Annotated in this window: 14 protein-coding genes; 7 read left to right on the top strand and 7 right to left on the bottom strand. The window is 38.0% G+C overall.

The genetic code is table 11. The features are described 5' to 3' along the window. Nucleotides 1-18 precede the first annotated feature (18 nt). Nucleotides 19-1,500 (bottom strand): S41 family peptidase, encoded by a 1,482-nt coding sequence (locus BMY21_RS11510; RefSeq protein ID WP_074644359.1) that lies wholly within the window; start codon nt 1,498-1,500, stop codon nt 19-21. A 70-nt stretch (nt 1,501-1,570) separates the two neighbouring features. Here BMY21_RS11510 and BMY21_RS11505 point away from each other — a divergent pair, with 70 nt between their 5' ends. From BMY21_RS11505 to BMY21_RS11475, 7 genes are all read left to right on the top strand, one after another. Continuing rightward, on the top strand, nt 1,571-2,716 hold the full coding sequence (locus BMY21_RS11505) for a nucleotide-binding protein (protein WP_074644357.1): 1,146 nt from the start codon (nt 1,571-1,573) through the stop codon (nt 2,714-2,716). Between the two features lie 12 nt (nt 2,717-2,728). Beyond that, nucleotides 2,729-3,703, top strand: coding sequence for a prolipoprotein diacylglyceryl transferase (gene lgt / locus BMY21_RS11500; RefSeq protein WP_074644355.1), 975 nt, complete (start codon nt 2,729-2,731; stop codon nt 3,701-3,703). 2 nt (nt 3,704-3,705) lie between these two features. Further along, a complete protein-coding gene (locus tag BMY21_RS11495) occupies nt 3,706-4,050 on the top strand; it encodes a hypothetical protein (RefSeq protein WP_074644353.1) in 345 nt (114 codons plus the stop codon). Nucleotides 4,051-4,052: 2 nt separating this feature from the next. Next, nucleotides 4,053-5,477 carry a bifunctional ADP-dependent NAD(P)H-hydrate dehydratase/NAD(P)H-hydrate epimerase gene (locus BMY21_RS11490; protein WP_074644350.1) on the top strand — a complete coding sequence of 475 codons (1,425 nt, stop codon included), beginning with the start codon at nt 4,053-4,055 and terminating at the stop codon, nt 5,475-5,477. A 77-nt stretch (nt 5,478-5,554) separates the two neighbouring features. After that, on the top strand, nt 5,555-6,778 hold the full coding sequence (locus BMY21_RS11485; RefSeq protein WP_074644347.1) for a GGDEF domain-containing protein: 1,224 nt from the start codon (nt 5,555-5,557) through the stop codon (nt 6,776-6,778). Between the two features lie 158 nt (nt 6,779-6,936). Continuing rightward, on the top strand, nt 6,937-9,027 hold the full coding sequence (locus tag BMY21_RS11480; RefSeq protein ID WP_074644344.1) for a glutamine synthetase III family protein: 2,091 nt from the start codon (nt 6,937-6,939) through the stop codon (nt 9,025-9,027). 84 nt (nt 9,028-9,111) lie between these two features. Then, complete coding sequence (locus BMY21_RS11475; protein WP_074644341.1) at nt 9,112-10,155, top strand: glycoside hydrolase family 5 protein; 1,044 nt, start codon at nt 9,112-9,114, stop codon at nt 10,153-10,155. A 71-nt stretch (nt 10,156-10,226) separates the two neighbouring features. Here BMY21_RS11475 and purD read toward each other — a convergent pair whose 3' ends face one another. From purD to BMY21_RS11445, 6 genes are all read right to left on the bottom strand, one after another. Beyond that, nucleotides 10,227-11,567 (bottom strand): phosphoribosylamine--glycine ligase, encoded by a 1,341-nt coding sequence (gene purD, locus BMY21_RS11470; RefSeq protein WP_074644339.1) that lies wholly within the window; start codon nt 11,565-11,567, stop codon nt 10,227-10,229. Nucleotides 11,568-11,637: 70 nt separating this feature from the next. Beyond that, the gene (locus tag BMY21_RS11465; RefSeq protein ID WP_074644337.1) at nt 11,638-13,707 is read right to left on the bottom strand and encodes a methyl-accepting chemotaxis protein; all 2,070 of its coding nucleotides are present in this window, start codon (nt 13,705-13,707) and stop codon (nt 11,638-11,640) included. Nucleotides 13,708-13,798: 91 nt separating this feature from the next. Next, complete coding sequence (locus tag BMY21_RS11460) at nt 13,799-14,809, bottom strand: glycosyltransferase family 2 protein (protein WP_074644335.1); 1,011 nt, start codon at nt 14,807-14,809, stop codon at nt 13,799-13,801. Between the two features lie 15 nt (nt 14,810-14,824). Beyond that, complete coding sequence (locus BMY21_RS11455) at nt 14,825-16,855, bottom strand: hypothetical protein (protein ID WP_143064222.1); 2,031 nt, start codon at nt 16,853-16,855, stop codon at nt 14,825-14,827. Between the two features lie 142 nt (nt 16,856-16,997). Further along, nucleotides 16,998-18,998 (bottom strand): hypothetical protein, encoded by a 2,001-nt coding sequence (locus BMY21_RS11450; RefSeq protein ID WP_074644331.1) that lies wholly within the window; start codon nt 18,996-18,998, stop codon nt 16,998-17,000. A gap of 64 nt (nt 18,999-19,062) precedes the next feature. Beyond that, complete coding sequence (locus tag BMY21_RS11445; RefSeq protein WP_143064221.1) at nt 19,063-19,458, bottom strand: hypothetical protein; 396 nt, start codon at nt 19,456-19,458, stop codon at nt 19,063-19,065. Between the last annotated feature and the right edge of the window lie 112 nt (nt 19,459-19,570).

The raw sequence follows: 19,570 nt of genomic DNA, 5'->3' as shown, positions 1-19,570 counted from the left end.
TTTAAGCTTCTACCATTATTATCTGAGGCTTGCAGTAAGACCACTGCCTTCGGTTGCTTTTTCTTCTTCAACCTCTTCCTGAAGCTGGCGCAGAGTCTTTGTATTCTTCAGCATTTCAGCAAAATCTTTATTCTGTACTGCCTTAATTGCTGCATTCAACTGCAAATCATAATCTAAATCATAAAGCACTGAAGGCTGAGTTTTCTGCACCTGTATACGGATAAGACGGCGGATAAGTCTTTCATCAAGCGGATAATCCTTAGCAATCTTAATTGCAGCAAGAGCAATATCAGCCTCAGTCATATTCGGCTTGCTTTCTGCAGCTTTATTGATTACTTCAGACTTGATCATATCAACATAAAGTTTTTCTTCTTCTTCACTAAACTCAGAAAGATTTTTTACTTCCTGATCAGGAGGAATACCAATCTTATCAATATTCATATCACTTGGTGTGTAATAACGTGCCATTGTGATTTTGATTCCGTCTGTATTACTGAGCGGAATTACCTGCTGAACAGAACCTTTTCCATAAGTTCTTTCTCCAACAAGATATGCAAGATGATAGTCCTTAAGAGCTCCGGAAACGATTTCTGAAGCGCTGGCTGCTCCTCTGTTTATCAGAACAACTATAGGAATATTCTTTTTGATTGTAGTTTTTTCTTTATTTGCAGAGAACTGAGAATTTTCAAAAAGAAGACGGCTCTTTGTAGAAACAATCGGACCGGCATCTATAAATTTATCTGCAACATCAACGGCACTTGTAATAAGTCCGCCTGGATTATCACGAAGGTCAATAATCAGACCGTTATAGCCGTTCTTTTCAAAGCTGTCTAAAGCATCCTGAAGGCGCAGTGCTGTATCCGGTGTAAACTGAATCAAACGCGCATAACCGATTTTTGTTCCTTCAATCATTCCATATTTTACTGTTGGAACTTCAATAAGGGCACGAATCAGAGTTACATCAAACTTCATGCTTGTACCGCGGAGAATTGTAACTGTAACTGGAGTACCGATTTCACCGCGAAGATGTTGAAGCACTTCGTTCATTGTCATGCTTGGAGTTGGCATTCCATCAATCGCAGAAATTAAATCTCCTGCCTGAATACCAGCCTTTGCACCCGGAGTATCTTCAATCGGAGAAGCAACTTCTACATAAGCAGGCTTTGCCGGAGTAGATTCCGCTGCTTTTGAAATTGAAAGACCAACGCCTCCGAAACTTCCCGAAGTTGTATCACTCAAATCGCGCATATAAGCTTCATCAAGATACAGGGTATATGGATCACCGATGGCATCCAGCATTCCCTTAAGCGCACCTTCATAAAGGATTTTCGGGTCTATTTCATCAACATAATTCTGCTGAACAAAGTCAAAAACAGAATTAAGCTTCTTTACATACTGAAAACTTGTAATTTTTGAATCATTTTCAACCGACGACTCTGCAAAACACTGAGATGTACACAACAGAATAGCTGCTGCTAAGACCTTGATGATTTTCTTCATAATAATCTATTCTATGACACAAAAACCAAAAAATCTACCTTTTTATAGATAATTGTGCTATAATCACAGTATGTCACAGATTATACCAATAGCCAGTGGAAAAGGCGGTGTTGGAAAAAGCCTTCTTTCTGCAAATTTAGCAATTGCCCTTGGACAACAGGGAAAAAAAGTTGTTTTAGCAGATCTGGACCTCGGAGCGTCTAACCTTCATTTAGTGATAGGTCAGAGACCTGGAAAAGCCAGCCTTGGTTCCTGGTTTACAGATAAAAATGATTTTCGCGAAATAATTCAGCCGACTGATTATCAGAATGTCAGTTTTATAGCCGGTGACAGCCAGATTCCAGACCTCACCTCTCTTAAGCATCTTCAGAAGGTTAAACTTATCCGGAACCTTAAGAATATTGATTGTGATTATGTAATTCTGGACCTCGGTGCTGGAACCCATCAGTTTATTCTTGATATGTTCCTTCTTTCTCCTCAGGGAATTATTGTTTCAGCTCCTGCTGTTACTGCAACTTTAAACGGATATCTGTTCCTGAAGAATGCTGTATTCCGACTTTTATACACAACTTTCAAAAAAGGAACTCCAGGACGTGCATACCTTGATGAACTGAAAAAAGATTCTGCAACCATGCAGAAATTATATATTCCACAACTGATTCAGGGACTCGCTCAGCATGATCCTCAGACAACTCAGACATTCATTAACCGTATGCAGCAATTCCGTCCTCGCCTTGTAATGAATATGATTGAAGATCCTAAAGATGCAGACCGTGCTTCAAGAATCAAATCTTCATGTAATCAGTATCTTGGTCTTGAAATTGAATATCTTGGTCTTATGTACCGCGATATGCTTCAGGATAAGGCTCTTGCTTCTCAGCTGCCTGTTGTTGTTTATAAACCTCAGTCGCTTTTGGGTCAGGCAATATACCGCATTGCTGATAAGGTGATTTCTACACCTCCGCACGAGTTTGACACAGACTTTAATCCGGATAGTTTTAATGACAATTTCCAGGAAGTTGAAGACGATGCAAATGAAGACTTCAATTTCCGTCTTTCTGGAATTGATGATATTGTTTCCAGCGGTTCTTTGAGCATCAGTGAACTTGCAGAAATGATTAAAACTCAGCAATATGAAATCACTCAACTCCGAAAGGAAAATAATCTGCTTAAGTCTAAACTGATAAAGGCAACTCAGCAGGGCTTTAAATTATAAAAGGACTTAAAAATGTTTTTATACATCAATTACCCATCATGGATTCACCCTCAGATTTTCCCAGGTGTGAAATTTCTTGAACTCTTGCGCTGGTATGGGCTTATGTATGCCGTTGCCTTTGCAACTGCATATTTTCTTTTGAAGAAAGTCTGGAAAGAAGGTGCCCTGGATACTCCAAAATTCAAAACTACTGAAGATGATTTGTTCAGCTTTATCTTCACAGGAATTATTTTCCTTTTGATTGGGGCACGCATTTTCTCGACTCTGATTTATGATACAAGCGGACTCTACCGCCATAAGCCATGGCTTATTTTCTGGCCATTTGATTCAAATGGTTCCTTTACAGGATTACAGGGAATGTCTTACCACGGTGGTTTTGTCGGTGGATTTTTGGGAATGGTTGTCTGGTGTAAATTCAAGAAACGTTCCTTACTTAAATATTGTGACGCTATGGTTTGCGCTATTCCGCTCGGTTATACCTTTGGACGTCTTGGCAACTTCTTAAACGGCGAGCTTTATGGCCGAATTACAACAATGCCATGGGGAATTGTATTCCCTGATGCAGAACGTTTTTCTTCAAATCTTTCATGGGTTCAGAACTTTGCTGCTAAAATCGGAATGAATATTACAGCAAGTGGACTTGTAAATCTTCCGCGCCATCCAAGTCAGCTTTATGAAGCTTTCTTTGAAGGTATTGTTCTCTGGATTATAATCTGGTTTGTCCGCAAACACAAAAAATTTGACGGTATGCTCGCAGCAATTTATTCAGGCGGTTATGGAATATTCCGCTTCTTTATTGAATATTTCCGTGAACCAGATGCAGACCTTGGCTACAGAATTGCAAAAGATGCAAATGCCCCAATTTATACAACTACATCACTTTTAAATATTTCTACCGGTCAGATTCTTTGCATTTTGATGATGGTATTTGCCGTTACTTATGCAATTATCAGCTGGAGAATTTCAAAAAAACAGGAGACAAAATAATTATGAAAAAATCAACTAAAAGACTCGCAGTTGTTCTTGCTGCCCTTATGACTATTCAGCCTGCAATGTTTGCAGTTGATGGAGCTCTTACAAAAGAAATCGTAGCACTTGAACTCGAACTTACAAAAATGAAGACACGTACCGGCGAATATGCAGATATGAGCGAAGCTGCTCTTAACAGAAAAATCGACCGTACAAAGAAAAAGCTCGATAAGAAAAAGTCTAAGGCTAAAAAAGAAGCTGAAAAAGACAAGGAAGCAATTAAAGATGGCGCAAAGAAAGCTGGAAAAGAACTTAAAAAAGCCGGAAAAGATATTGGAGATGCTTTCAAAGAAATCTTTGACTGATTATGCAACCCATATTCACAAATCCCGCACAGCTTGAAAAACTCGCAAAAGAAAAATATGCCGTACCGCAGTTTTTGATGATGGAAAATGCGGCACGGTCGCTTGCTGAGTTTATTCTGGATTTTGCACCTGAGCGGGTTGTTATTTTATGTGGAAAAGGAAATAACGGTGGCGACGGCTATGCTGCTGCAAGACTTCTGCAAAATAAATGTGACATTTCGGTTATCTGCATAGAACCTCCTTCTGCCGAAGAAGCAAAAGTCCAGTATGAAATGTGCAAACGTCTTGGTATTGAAATAATCGACAGCGACCGGTGGTTGAGTGACCGACCACAAGTCATCCTCGACTGTATTTACGGCACCGGCTTCCACGGTGAACTCCAAGATACTGTAAAAAATCTTCTTGATGAAGCAAACAAAGCAGATGCCGTCAAAATAGCCTGTGACATTCCTTCAGGTCTATATTTTAATGCTGACTATACAATCACAATGGGAGAACAAAAACTTTCTCTTTATTCTGACAAGGCAAAAGCAGTCTGCGGAAAAATAATAGTACAAGACATTGGTATTGCCCGAGAAAAACTCGAAACACCAGAAGCTTGCTGTCAGCTCATCGAAGAATCTGATATCATCCTTCCACTCCGCAAAAACCGTGCCGCCCACAAAGGAACTTACGGACATACTGTTGTTTTCTGCGGTGAAAAGGCAGGAGCCGCAATTTTAGCAGCAACCACAGCAATGAATTTTGGAAGCGGACTAACTTCACTGCTTCCTGTAAAAGACTCAAATCTTTCACAATTTAAGATTTCACCTTCACTGATGATTGCAGATTCAATTCCAAAGAAAGCGTCTGCGATTGCAATCGGTTCAGGATTTACGGAGTTCTCAGAAAATGCCGCTCAGCAGATTAAAGAGTGGTTCACTACTCAGAAATCTCCTGCAGCTGTTTTCGATGCCGGATTTATAACAGCTCCAGAGTTCCCGGCCTTTCTCGAAGAACTCAACAAAATTCATGGAGCAAGAATCGTACTTACACCACACCTTGCAGAATTTTCAACGCTGATTAAAAACCTCACCGGCGAGGAAATCTCCGTTTCTTCTCTTGCTGAAAATCCGGAAAAGAAAATTGAACTGGGAAAAATCATAATTAAACGCTTTCCAGAAACCACGGTGATTATTAAAAGTGCGAACACGTTTATTATTTCGGGAGAGGAGTGTTTTGTAGTCGCAGACGGTCCTCAGAGCCTTGCAAAAGGTGGCAGCGGCGATATTCTTGCTGGTCTTACAACAGCCCTTCTCGCACAGGGATACACAGCAAAAGATGCAGCAATCACCGCAGCTGAACATCATGCGCTGGCAGCCCGTAAAATCGGGGATCAGGCTTATGATTTAACCCCTGAAAAACTGATTTCATTTATTTCTATATAGTTCTTTTTTTTCTGTTAAAAAACTGTAAAACGTTTTATAATTGAAGGTACGATCATCTAAAGAGGGAGATTTCAGATATGTATTATTCAAGCATCGGAATTCTTGCAATTCTGATACTTTTTATTATCAATTTTTCAATCTTAGTAAAAACCTCATACAAAAAACTTGATGACGCACACAGGGCTTACAAACGCTTTTTAATTAGTGTTGCAGCCTTCTACATCGCAGATATTTTATGGTCTCCTCTATACATTCTGAATATTAAAGTAATCAACTTTATAGAAACAACTTTGTATTTTGTTATCATGGCATTCTCAGTTTTATTCTGGATCCAATATGTAATTCTTTATCTGAAAGAAAACAATCTATTTTCAAAGATTTTTCTCTGGATGGGTCGAATATTTCTGATAGTCCAGTTACTTGTTCTGATAATCAATCTGTTTGTTCCTATTGCATTCTGGTTTGAAGAAGACGGAAGTTATCATACTTCCTGTGCCAGAAACATAAATCTTGCAACCCAGGTATTTTTATGTGTAATTCTTGAAATCTATATTATTAGGGTAATCATCAAAACAGAAGGAATCATAAAACGAAGACATGAAGCTATCGGAATATTCTGTCTGAATATGATTATCTTTATCACTCTTCAGGCTATTGATCCATATGTACCGTACTATTCAATCGGTTGTCTGCTTGGAACCTGTCTGCTTCATACTTTCGTTCTTGAAGATGAAAAAGATGCACGTCGTGAACAGTTGGAATCAATTCTCAAGGTTGAAGAGATTCAGGAACTTGAGCTCGGAAAAACACGTAAGATGGCTTATTCAGATCCACTTACCGGTGTAAAAAATAAAATGGCCTATCTGGAAGATGTAGGAAGTTTTGAACAGAAAATCGAAGACGGTTTCCTGCAGGATTTTGGGCTTGCTGTTTTTGATTTGAATGATTTAAAAATAACAAACGATACCCTTGGGCATGATGCCGGCGATAAATACATTCAGGAAGGCTGTTCACTTATCTGTAACAGTTTTAAACACAGCCCGGTTTATCGTATCGGTGGTGATGAATTCGTTGTCTTCCTTTCGGGAGATGATTATAAAAACCGTGACAAAATTCTTATAGAATTTAATCAAACTATTGATAATAATCTTAAAAACGGCGGTGTTATTGTTGCCTTCGGCTTTGCAGATTATTCAACCTTAGAAGAAAAAGGCTTTATGCGCCTATTCGAACATGCTGATAAAAAGATGTATGAGTGTAAGCAGGATTTAAAAGCCAAAAAGTTGAAACTGTTGCAGTAATTCAGTAAAATTAAAGAAAATCCTGAACCCTTCGCAGCATAGCTGCTCGGAGACTCGCTTAAAATGCTCCAGTGGAGCATTTTGACGGCTTTCAGCCGTCGCTCCCTATGTTTCAGGATCCACTAAAAAGCGCAACGACGCGCGACCTGGAGTTCCTCATGTCAAACACAAATGTTCCTGAACTTTTTGGATGTCTTGTATTTAACCAGACTGTAATGAAAGAAATGCTGCCTTCACAAACTTACAAGGCACTTAAGCATACAATGGAAGAGGGAACTCCGCTCGACCTTGAAGCCGCAAATCAGATTGCAGAAGCCATGAAAAACTGGGCAATCTCTAAAGGCGCTACACACTACTCTCACTGGTTCCAGCCACTTACTGGTATTACTGCAGAAAAACACGACTCCTTCCTCTCTCCTGCAGATGAAGGAAAAATCATAATGAGTTTCAGCGGAAAAGAGCTGATTAAGGGTGAACCTGATGCTTCAAGCTTCCCTAACGGTGGAAAGCGTTCTACATTCGAAGCCCGCGGTTATACTGTATGGGACCCAACTTCTTATCCTTTTGTAAAAGATCACACTCTCTGTATTCCGACAGCCTTCTGTTCTTATAACGGTGAGGCTCTCGATAAAAAGACCCCACTCCTCCGCTCAATGGAGTCAATCAACGAGCAGAGCCTTCGCGTACTTAAGCTTTTTGGAAATAAAGCAAAGCACGTTACAACAACTATGGGACCTGAACAGGAATACTTCCTTGTAGACGAAAAACTCTATCAAAAACGTAAGGACCTTAAGATGTGCGGCCGTACACTCTTTGGTGCACGCCCTGTAAAAGGTCAGGAAATGGACGACCAGTACTTCGCTGCAATCAAACCTCGTGTAATCAAATACATGGAAGATTTGAACGAAGAACTCTGGAAGCTTGGAATCTACGCAAAAACTGAACACAACGAAGCCGCTCCAGCTCAGCACGAAATGGCTCCAATTTTTACTACAAGTAACCTCGCCGCAGACCAGAATCAGCTCACAATGGAAATCATGAAAAAGGTAGCACGCCGTCACGGCCTTATCTGCCTTCTCCACGAAAAGCCATTCAAAGGAGTAAACGGAAGCGGTAAACATAACAACTGGTCTATTGCAACAGACCTCGGTGAAAATCTTTTTGCACCAGGAAAAACTCCACGCGACAATGCACAGTTCCTCCTGTTCCTCACAGCTGTTATTAAAGCTGTAGATGATAATCAGGATCTTCTCCGCTACTCAGTTGCAAGTGCCGGAAACGATCACCGCCTTGGAGCAAATGAAGCGCCCCCAGCAATCATGTCAATTTACGTTGGTGACGAACTCGATGCAATTCTTAAGGCAATTAAGGACGGTACCGACTACAGCGGAAAGACCGGCGGAAAAATGACAATTGGTGCAGATGTACTTCCTCCAATTCCAAAGGATTCAACAGACCGCAACCGAACTTCTCCATTTGCCTTTACAGGAAACCGTTTTGAGTTCCGTTCAGTAGGAAGTGCACTTTCTATCAGCGGTCCAAACACAATTTTGAACGCAATTCTTGCAGATACACTCCGCGCCTTTGCAGATGAACTCGAACAGTCTAAGAACTTCGACGAAGACCTCGAAAAACTCATTAAGCGCGAAATTACAGCACACTGGCGTATCCTCTTCAACGGAAACGGTTATGGACAGGAATGGATTGAAGAAGCAGAAAAACGCGGCCTTAAAAATTACCGCACAACACCTAAGGCTATCGAGCATTACGTAGACCAGAAAAACATCGACCTCTTCACAAGACTTGGTATTTATACACCAGAAGAAATGAAGAGCCACTACGATATCAAGCTCGAAAAATACTGCCAGGTAATGAACATTGAATCAAACACAATGCTTGAGATGGTTCACAAAGACATCATCCCTGCAGCTTTCAAATATCTGAATGTACTTGCAGACACAGAATTCAAGATGCAGCGCGTTTTCAACCTCTGCGATGCAGGTCTTAAGCTTATGAAGGAATTAAATATCCTCGTAAACGACCTTTCAAACAAGGCAGACCTTCTCGCAAAGAAACACGAAGAAACCCGCGCAATTGCAGACCTCATGCAGCGTGCACACGCTTATGCAAAGGTTGTAATCCCAGCAATGGAAGATGTTCGCGCCATCGCCGACCAGATTGAACCACTCCTCGGCGAAGAATACAAACCATTCCCAAGCTACGAAGACCTTTTGTACAGCGTTCAGTAAAATAAGAAAATCACCCTATTAAACTCCTATGGAAACATTCTGTGTTTTATGCACATAATCAATTCCATAGGAGTTTTTTATTTTATGAAACAATTTAAAGGCTTTATGCACGGCGTAAATCTTGGTGGCTGGTTTTCTCAGTGTAATCATACAGAAGAACGTTATGATACTTTCATTAAGGAAGAAGATTTTAAGACAATTGCTGACTGGGGACTTGATCATATCCGATTGCCGATTGATTATGAACTTGTAGAAAATGCTGACGGACAGAAACTTGAAAAAGGCTATGAAAGAATCCGAAAAGCTGCTGAATGGTGTAAGACAAATAACCTCAACATGATTCTGGACCTTCATAAAACCTGCGGATTTTCTTTTGATATCGGTTATCAGGAATCAGGCTTTTTTGATGATGAAAAACTCCAGGAACGTTTTTATAAACTCTGGGAGTCACTTGCAGAAAGCTTTAAGGATATTTTTGCAGGATCAAATAACGAAATCTGTTTTGAACTTTTGAATGAAGTTACTGATCAGGCTTACTGCAAAAAGTGGAATGCAATTGCAAAAACTTGTATTGAACGAATCAGAAAGATTGCTCCAACAACAAAAATCCTGGTAGGAAGCTACTGGAACAATTCTCTGGCATCTGTAAAAGACCTGGACGAACCATACGACGAAAACATCGTATATAACTTCCACTGCTATGAACCGCTGTTGTTTACACATCAGGGTGCACCTTGGGTTGGACAGAAAATGAATCCTGATTTCAGATTCCCTCTTAAATCAAAATTTTCAGATTATATTAAAATGACTTCAGAAAAGGTTGGTCAGATTGGAACAGCTTTCGGAGCTTTTTCTCCTGATGCAACTGTTGATGTTTCTTACTTCGAAACAATTTTTGCAGAAGCTGTAAAGGTTGCAGAAGACAGAAACGTTCTGCTTTATTGCGGTGAATACGGAGCCATCGAAAAGGCAACTCCAGAAGACACTCTTGAATGGTATAAGCTGATTTCAACAGTTTTCAACAACCACGGAATCGGTCGTGCCGCCTGGAGTTATCGCCAGATGGACTTTGGATTAAGTGACAGCCGTCTTGATGCAGTTCGTTCAGAACTTATCAAATATCTATAAAAAAAGACCCCGATTTTGAAACAAGTTCAGAATCGGGGTAACACATCATGCTGAAAGGTTCAGCATCTCTATTAGAGCTTTCCGCTCTCTGCAGCTCCCGGAAGACCAATATCCTTTCGGAAGAATGCACCGTCAAACTTAATTGCGCTTATTCCCTGATATGCTTTTTCCCATGCTTCCTTGAAAGATGAGCCGTAAGCACTGCAGGCAAGAACACGTCCACCGCTTGTGAGGATGTCTCCATCTCCACGACGGCCTTCAACAGCACCGGCAACAAATACTTTTGCAGTACTTGCGTTTAAGAGCGGTTTGTTGAAAGTAATTTCCTTACCCTTTTCGTATGCTTCCGGATATCCACCACTAACCATTACTGGTGCAACCTGATAACCTGGCAGCCATTTGAATTCGAAATCCTTAAGAGTTCCATTCAAAATAGCAGTACACATAGAAGTAAAGTCAAAGTCCATAAGTGGAAGAACAGCCTGTGTTTCAGGGTCTCCAAGACGAACATTATATTCAAGAAGCTTTGGACCTTTGCTTGTAAGCATAACTCCAAAGAAAATAAATCCGCGGTAATCAAACTTTTCTTTAATAAGTCCCTTCAATGTTGGCTGAAGAATATCCTTATCAAACTGCTTCATTGTTTTATCTGTTACATCTTCAAGAGGACAAACAGCACCCATTCCACCAGTATTAGGACCTTTAGCACCGTCCAAAAGACGTTTGTGGTCACGTGCAGGAAGGAATGGAACAATTGTAGCATTTCCGCTTACAGCATATTCAGGAGTTACAGATACTGCAGCAAGTACAGAAATCTCAACACCTTCAAGATACTCTTCAATTACAAGCTTTTTACCTGCAGCACCTACTTTACCGTTGCCCATCATATCTTCAACAGCCTGTAGAGCCTGTTCTACAGTAGCGGCAACAACTACACCTTTACCAGCTGCAAGGCCATCAGCCTTAACAACAATTGGGGCTCCGTGCTTTTTAATATATTCACAGGCTTCATCTTTATTTGTGAAGGTTTCACTTGCAGGACAAGCTACACCGTATTCTTTCATGAATTTTTTAGAGAGGTCTTTACTTGCTTCAAGCTGAGCAGCAGCTTTCTTTGGACCAACACAAGGAATGTCAGCCTTCCAGAACTCATCAGCAAGACCTTCAGCAAGAGGATCTTCCGGTCCAATTACAGCCATACGGCAGTTTTCGTGTTTTGCAATTGCAACATAAGGGTTTTCACCCTCTTTAATGTAATCACAATTTTTAGGATTTACATTTACACATTTTGACTCGTAAGCAGTGCCTCCGTTTCCAGGAACAACAACTACTTTATCAACAACAGGACTCTGAGCAATTTTCCAGCAGATAGTGTGCTCACGACCACCACTGCCAACTACGATAATATTCATAAACAGATATTACATGATTTTGCAATAAAAAAAAAGAGGTGCGTTTCTGTGAAGCGCACCTCTTATCCGACTATACTTTAAATTCGTCAATACGCTCTGAAATATCATCTACAGCGTTTTTCATGTCTTCAGTAAGCTTGTGCAGGTTCTGAGTTGTATTTTGTGTAACCTCAGTTGTTGATACAATCTTATTGAAGTTCTGAGCCATATTCTTTGATGACTCTTTAAGACTTGCAATAGCATCAAGAACAGAAAGTGCTCTGTCTTCAATTTTTTTACTTGAACGCTGAACGCTCACAGAAATATTATTCATCTTTGTAAGGGTTTCGAGCAGGTTCTTAGAACCTTCACTCTGCTCTTCAGTTGCTTTCTTAATTGAGTAAACCAGATCAGAAGTATTATTTGTCTTATCAGATACAATTTCAAAACTAGCCTTACTCAAATCAGCACTTTCTACTACCTTCTGAATATTTGCCGCAATCAGTTTAAGGTTTTCACCAATACTCTTAGACTGGGTAGCAGAAGTATCAGCAAGCTTACGGATTTCCTCAGCAACGACAGCGAATCCCTTACCGGCTTCACCCGCATGAGCAGACTCAATCATGGCATTCATAGAAAGAAGGTTTGTCTGCGAAGAAATGCTGGCAATAACCATGTTTGTATCCTGCAGAGTCTTACTCTGTGCAAGAACTGAATTAAGAAGTTCGTTTACAATACGGTTCTTCTCAATACCTTCAGCAGTTGCAGCATTAAGCTCTGTAAACTCACCAGCCATCTTATCAATCGAACTAGTAATAGACTGAATATTTCCAATCATTTGCTCAATTCCAGCACTAGCCTGAGTAATAGCTTCTACCTGAGAATCAATCATCTGATTAAGGGTTCTGATGTTAGAAGAAATCTGAGCAACAAGTTCACTGGTATCAGTTACGCTCTTATCCTCTGCCTCAAGAGTAGTTGTTGCAGCCTGAATTTCACTTGCAATGTTGTCCATCTGATTTTTAGTTTCATCAAGCTGAACTTTTACACTTCCGAAGGTCTCTTTAAGGTTATAGTTTGCATTACCAATTTCAGTAACAGTTTCGTGGACTGTATTTAAGAATACATTAACAGATTTCTTTACCTGAGAGATTTCATTATTGTGATAAATTGTAAGACGTTTTGTAAGGTCTTTATCACCTGTATTAAGGTCATCAATATTATTTTTGATTGAAGAGAACTTAACAATAATTGTTCGGATAATAAGAAGTTCCAGAATCATTAAGACAAATGCAATCAAGAATCCTCCTGCCAAAGATACATTCTGCATATAATTTGCAATCTCTTCCAATTCGCGTTTTTCAACAGTAGCAATTATTTTCCAAACCTTATTGTTTAAGGCAAAGGTTCTAGTATATACCTGAAGATGTTCTACATCAGATTCACCAAGAATATCCTCTCCAGCTCGGAGCCCATTTGCATCATCATAAACAGAAATTCGTCCTGTTTTAAAAAATGTTTTTCCAAGTGAATTAATAGGTTCAAGTTCAAGGAAGCCTACACAACCACCAGTAATTTCTTCACCAGTTTTTTCATCAATAAAATCTGATTTTACAAAAAGAGGCATTGTATAACCACCAGCAGCTGCCATTCGTGGAGATTCAAGCCATATAGAAACATTGTCTTTTTTATGATTTACATAGTATTCCTTCTGTAAAATACCGGCTACAGAAGTTCCACCTTTTGTATTGAAGGTTTCTGGTCCGCCATCCTTTGCATCATGGTTTGTATCCCAGAAAACCATACAATATTCAAAACCATCAGGCTTAGGAACTGTTTTTACTCTCTGCTTTATGTGCTCAGGATTATCTACAGGATCTACAATGGCCCGCTGAAATACCTCCAATAACGTTACCTGATTTCCAAACCAGGTTTTTACGTTATCTATAGCAGAATCAAGAAAGTATTCAACTGACTCATCATAAATACTTTTAATTGGCGCCTTAATATTACGTGAAATAAAAACAAGAAAAACTGAAATAAATGTGAGAATTTCCAAAAAAGCTATAACACCATATTTTAATAGGAGTGATTCTTTTCTCTGTTTTTTCTCCCTTTTTTTCTTGGATTTTCCTTCAGTCTTTAAAATCTGCTCTTCCATAATAATGCCTCACTATGTAAAGAAAAAAAATAATAACAGTTTGTTATCGACTCCACTCCTACTTATAAGTATAAAGTATAATAGGTGAAAGTCAAATTTTATTGACTGAAAACTCTTGTACGAAGTCTTCTCCCCAGTAATCACAGAGTAAATCATAAGCCTGCGCAAGAATTTCTGGGGAAACAGCAGTTTCTAACTGAGAAATATTATTTTTGATATAATGACGGCAGGCTATACGGATTTTATCCAGCTGATTTTCAGTAAAAGCTCCCTGTGGAAGATTAGCAATTTCATCAAAAATTACCGTAAAAACATTTGCAGCAGAACAAATCTGTTCCCACCGAGCCATAGAAGTTATCTGAGTATTTGAAGAAATTCCAAGCCCAATATTATAGAGATAAACCGGCGTTTTGATGCTGATATATGATTTTGCCTCCAAAGCAATAAAAAAATAAATCAGATAATCATCTGCCATAACACATTTTGTAAATGGAATATGATTGAAAGCCCGCAGATAAACCTCACGATTTATAAGCTTCGCACAAAGATAACCGGAATGCTCCTGATTTAAAAAGCAATTGATAATCTGATTTTCAGATAGCTTAGGACTCTGCAGATTTACCCCTGTCTGCAGTTCTTCTATTGATTTTTGAGGAATCTCCGAACAGGCTTTAAGACTCATTGCACCATGTACAATATCTGATTGAGATTCCTTTGCTGCAGAATATAAATCAGAAAGTGCACCAGGAAGCAATTCATCATCACTATCCAGCATGGTGATATATTTTCCCCTGGCAGCCTCTACAAGAATTCGCCGGGTTTCTACAGTCTGTAAATTTGTTTGATTTTCAATATAAGTGATTTCAACAGGAGAAAGCCCCTTTTTTTTTCGAATCCGATTACTTTCTTTTTGAACAAGCTTTACGATTTTCTTGCAGGAAAAGCCGCGTTCATCAGTTCCGCAACTGGCATCATTCACCACAACAATTTCAAACTCCGCAAAATCCTGCGCAATAACCGACCTAAGGCCCTGCGCAAGATATGCTTCCGTATTGTACACTGGAATGCAGACGGAGATTAACGGAGTCGAGTTTCTTTTCATAATAGCGTCTGAATCCTAGAAACTATGATAACCAGACTCCATGTAACCATTAAATGAAACATTAACGGTTGTTTTTGTAACAGATAATGTTCTAAGGTTCAAAGAATAAACTCTATTTGTATTATCATCGTATCCATATCCATCTTCTTCTGCAATTATTAATTCATCAGGTTTACGAGCTATAAACTTTTGTGGCGCATACATAACTGTTTGAGCTGATGCAGTCTCTCTTATTCTTGCAATTATTTCGTTAACCGGAACTAATGCATTTAAAATTGCCGTTTCATCCACAGGTCCATAGTATTGTTCATTCTCAGCCCATTGCCCTCTTATATAATCAGTTATGGTAGCATCACCTAATGAAGCAAGTTCAAATGGATTTCGCCCCTTTAGTTGACTTACGCTATATCGAGTTCTAAATTGTAATTGATGGGTATTATCCAGTTCATCAACAGCCTGTGCAGCTTCGCGTAATTCTTCAAGATCAGCAGCAACAGTATCAGAATACCACCAGCCATACAATTTACGAGAATTAATAGTTCCTAATTCTAAAGTATGATTTCCTTCAGTAATTGTACTTTTGAATTTTGCAATCCCTCCCCGAACAGGCTCATCACAAAGAAGTGCATAAAGAGACGTTTCATTATCAGATTCTTTTATAACCATAAAATCGTTTATCTTAAAATCACCATCAAAAATACTAGTTTGTTCTTCTGCAGTAATTTCAAAATCTTCAACTGCCGTAACTTCACACTCCGCAAGTTTTATCAGTTTTTTATCATTATCTGAAATTGCAAATTTTTTAAGTTCAAACGTACAATCCTGAATATATGAACAGTCATTATTCCATTCATCCTTATATGTAACTTTATTCTGATAGGAATATAAAGCATAAATATATTCAGAATCAGCACACAGTTTTAGAGAAGCTCTAACATCCTGAGACTCAGGAATGTTAGATGAAAATTGTATTTCTGTATTATCTGAATTGCAGATTGAATAAGATTCCAATTTTCCATTTATTAGTTTAGAAATTCTATATGTATTATCAATTACAGTTACAAACCAGATATTTCCATCATAAATACAAGCAGGAGAAGCAGAAACATCTACAGGTATATATTTTCCAACTTCATATCCTGCATAGCTTGGATAACTAAAGAGATAAATTTCATTACCTACAGGTTCAGAAGCGTAAATTTTAAAATTTTTATCATCAAACCAGAAATTATTGATATTCTTTCCAAACAGAACTCCATCTTCAAGTTTTATATTTTCAGAAATCTGAGAGAAAAGTGCATATCCAACAGAAGAAGACCAGGTTCCTGTTGTTCCACCTTCAGCACTGTCTTTTTTATTCCATAAAACTATTGGATATTCGAAATCAGAAGGAAGCTCTGTTTCTTCAAAGTTATAAAACAATTCATCCATCAGTATAAATGTATTATTACCACTTTTTTGCCATGTATTAGTTTCAAAACCGCTAAATATAACAATAGTATCTACATAAGAACTAATCCTTATATTATCCTGATTGAAAAAATCAAAAATCACATTATGAAGACCTGCAGGAATTTCATCAATCTCGAAGTTGGCAACTTTTTTCTCATTGAATAAAATTTCTCCATTTTCTATAACCTGATCAGTAAATGAAAACTTAATTTTTGAAACAGGTCCAAATTCTTCAGTTTCATCATGAAATTGCAGTTTAATTGAACCAGTATAATCTTCCAGGCATACTGGATATACAATAATAGAGATAGGTTCTAATTCAAAACCTCTAACTAATTTCTCAACATATACTTCTACAGGTGTAATACTTTGCATTACAATTGTATCACCAGTTCTTCCAACAGCAGAAAATGACCACACACCTTCGAGTGGTATCTGGATATTAAAATTACCTTCATCCGTACATTCAGACTCAATTGGAGCAACAGTTTCATCGTCACAAACAGCAGTTACACTCCATTTTATTTCATTTATAATTTCAAATGAAGGATATGCAGCCCTTCCAACAGATTTAGATTCCTGTTGTAAAGACACTGAACCTCGAATTATGAAATTGTCATTTTGTACATCCGATTTTTTTTCAGACATTCCTGAACATCCAAAAAAACAAATTAAGCTAAAAAGTAGTCCGCTAAATTTTATTGCTTTTAAATATTTCATGATAACACTCCATACATTAATTCGTAGTCAAATAACCATCATTATCAATAAAGTATCCGCCATCACCATTTATTGTAAACTTCGATTTCACATCATTAATTTCAATATCAGTCACTTCTTCTGAAATTTTTAAAATCTGGAAACTTGTATAAGTGCCTGGTGTTATAGTTGCAACAGATTCTTTAGAAAGAGCCCCTTCTATTACAATACATGCACTATATGTATCAGATCCACTTTGTTGATAATCTAAATAAACATCATTAGTTGCAGAAATTTCCGCAGTACCACTTACTCCTAACGCACCATCTCTTGATGTCAACCAAATTCCATTTCCTTTTTCAGCAGCAGAATTATATGCAATATTACCACTATTCATAGACATATTATTCCATGAATTAATATATATTCCTCCACCATTATAAACTGCATAATTATGATATATACCACCAGAAAGCTCTGCTTCTATTAAATGACCTTCATTATCTTTACCAGAATAACCTAAATGCAAGCGCTTACAATTTACTCCACCGCCACCAGAATATGTACTGTTCTCTGAATTAAGACACAAATTTCCATATGAATTATTTTCTGGTAATTCCAAATCGTATACAGCAGATGCTATAGCTTCTCTATCACCAATAACAGCATCTCCATACATATACATTTCTATTTCAGAATAAACTCCTCCACCACCATATTCAGCGATATTATTTGTAATTACACCACCTGCAATTTTAAGAATTGAATTAGAATAAATACCTCCACCACAACTAGTAGCATGATTTCCAGTAATCAAAACTCCATCTCCAATAGTTAGATCAGATTCTGCATATATTCCCCCACCATTATAAGAATACCCACCAGTAATTGTTATATTGCGTATTATAACAGGACAACATTCTGGTTTAATTTCAATAGTACTATATTGATTGTCTTCATTTGCATTAGCATTTATTTCCGCATTAGAAACACCTTGTATAGTAATAGTTTTTGCTTTTTTCATATCAAGAATTTGATGTTCATTTAATATTCCAGACACATTAATGGTCCAATCAATTAATTCCTCACTCTTAAAACTGTACTTTCCAATAAGCTTACAAGCAGACTCTAAAGATGGAACGGTATTGTCTGCAGATAAACCAGAATTTGCCTCATTGCCTTCTGAACTAACATATAACTCAGTTGGAAGTATTACATCTACATCAAAACTCTGAGTTCCAATAACTGGAACTACACCCTCTTTCATATAGATTGCAACAACATAAATTCTATATCTTCCAATAGCTTCAAGTTCTTCAATTTTGACTTCTGAACCGGTTCTTTTTAAGTAATCAGAATCCAATTTTGTTCCATTGTAGAAAAGAGAAACTTCATAATCTACATCAGAAATAATATTGCCATCTTCATCTTTTGTCTGGAGTTCAATCGTATCACCAAAAACAGAAAGTTCTGCCTTATTTATTTCTACAGTAAGTGGAGCATATTCTAAATCAGAATCAATTGTTCCCTCTTCATCAGCAGCATATTTCACTTCTTTCAACTGAACAGAAATAGAGTTTTCTCCTTCTTTGATTATAAACAGAGATGATTTTCCTCTATATGTTTCATCCTTTTCACCAGCAAAATCTTCTAATATAGCAACATCAACATAAAGTTCTGTTCCTATAACAACATTTTCAAAACGAACTTCATATCCATCATTACCTGATTCCCTGTTGAAGAATTCATCCCATTCAGATTTTAGTTTTTCTTCTTCCAGAAATTGAATTATCTTTTCATCAGGACTAACCAGTTTCACAGAAAGAAATATTGAATAATCTTTTATATCTCCGCCTAAATCATCTTTTCCTTTCTCTGCTCGAATTGCAGTTCTCCTAATAACTTCTTTCGGAATCGAAAAAGATATCTGACTTTCATGAGCGGTATCAGATTTACATGAAACTAGTCCCAGAGCTCCGCAAATTAGGATGGAATAAAATAGAATTGAAAAGAAAGTCGCAGTTAGTTTTTTTTGCATAAAGCTTCTCCCGTTAATTATACATTTGAATTTATTATAAATGATAATTGGGATAATTCAAGAATTAATCAGCACGAGGACGATGACAGTTGGAACAACCAACTACATGTACATGCTTTTTTCCGAGAGCTTTATTGAAAAGACGGGCTGTAAGGCTTTGATCCTGTGCAACTTCCTTGTGGCACACCGGACAGATTCGTTTTACGCCTGGCTCACAACGGGGATAGCAGTGAGGGCAGCCCATAACAATCATAAGCTGATCTGGAACATTCATAGGACGATAAACTTTTGAAATAATGTTCTCTCCTACGTACAAATTTGAGTCACATAGCGGACATTTAACCGGCTGCATCACCTTCTGGCGGGATGTTTTCTGATTTTTTCTATTAAAATATTTTATATACCAGGCAATCAGTGCGATTATTACACAAACTGCAAGGCCCATTAATAAATAATCCATAGCATTATTATAACACAAAAAAATAAAAAAAATATTTAATTTTTCCTAAACTTTTTTTTCACCAACCCGAAAATCAAGTATAAGGGTGGTGGAAACCCGTGAGATAAACCAC

It is taken from the genome of Treponema bryantii (genome assembly GCF_900111035.1).
Taxonomy (GTDB): Bacteria; Spirochaetota; Spirochaetia; order Treponematales; family Treponemataceae; genus Treponema_D; species Treponema_D bryantii_C.
This window is presented reverse-complemented; position numbering and strand designations above follow the sequence as displayed.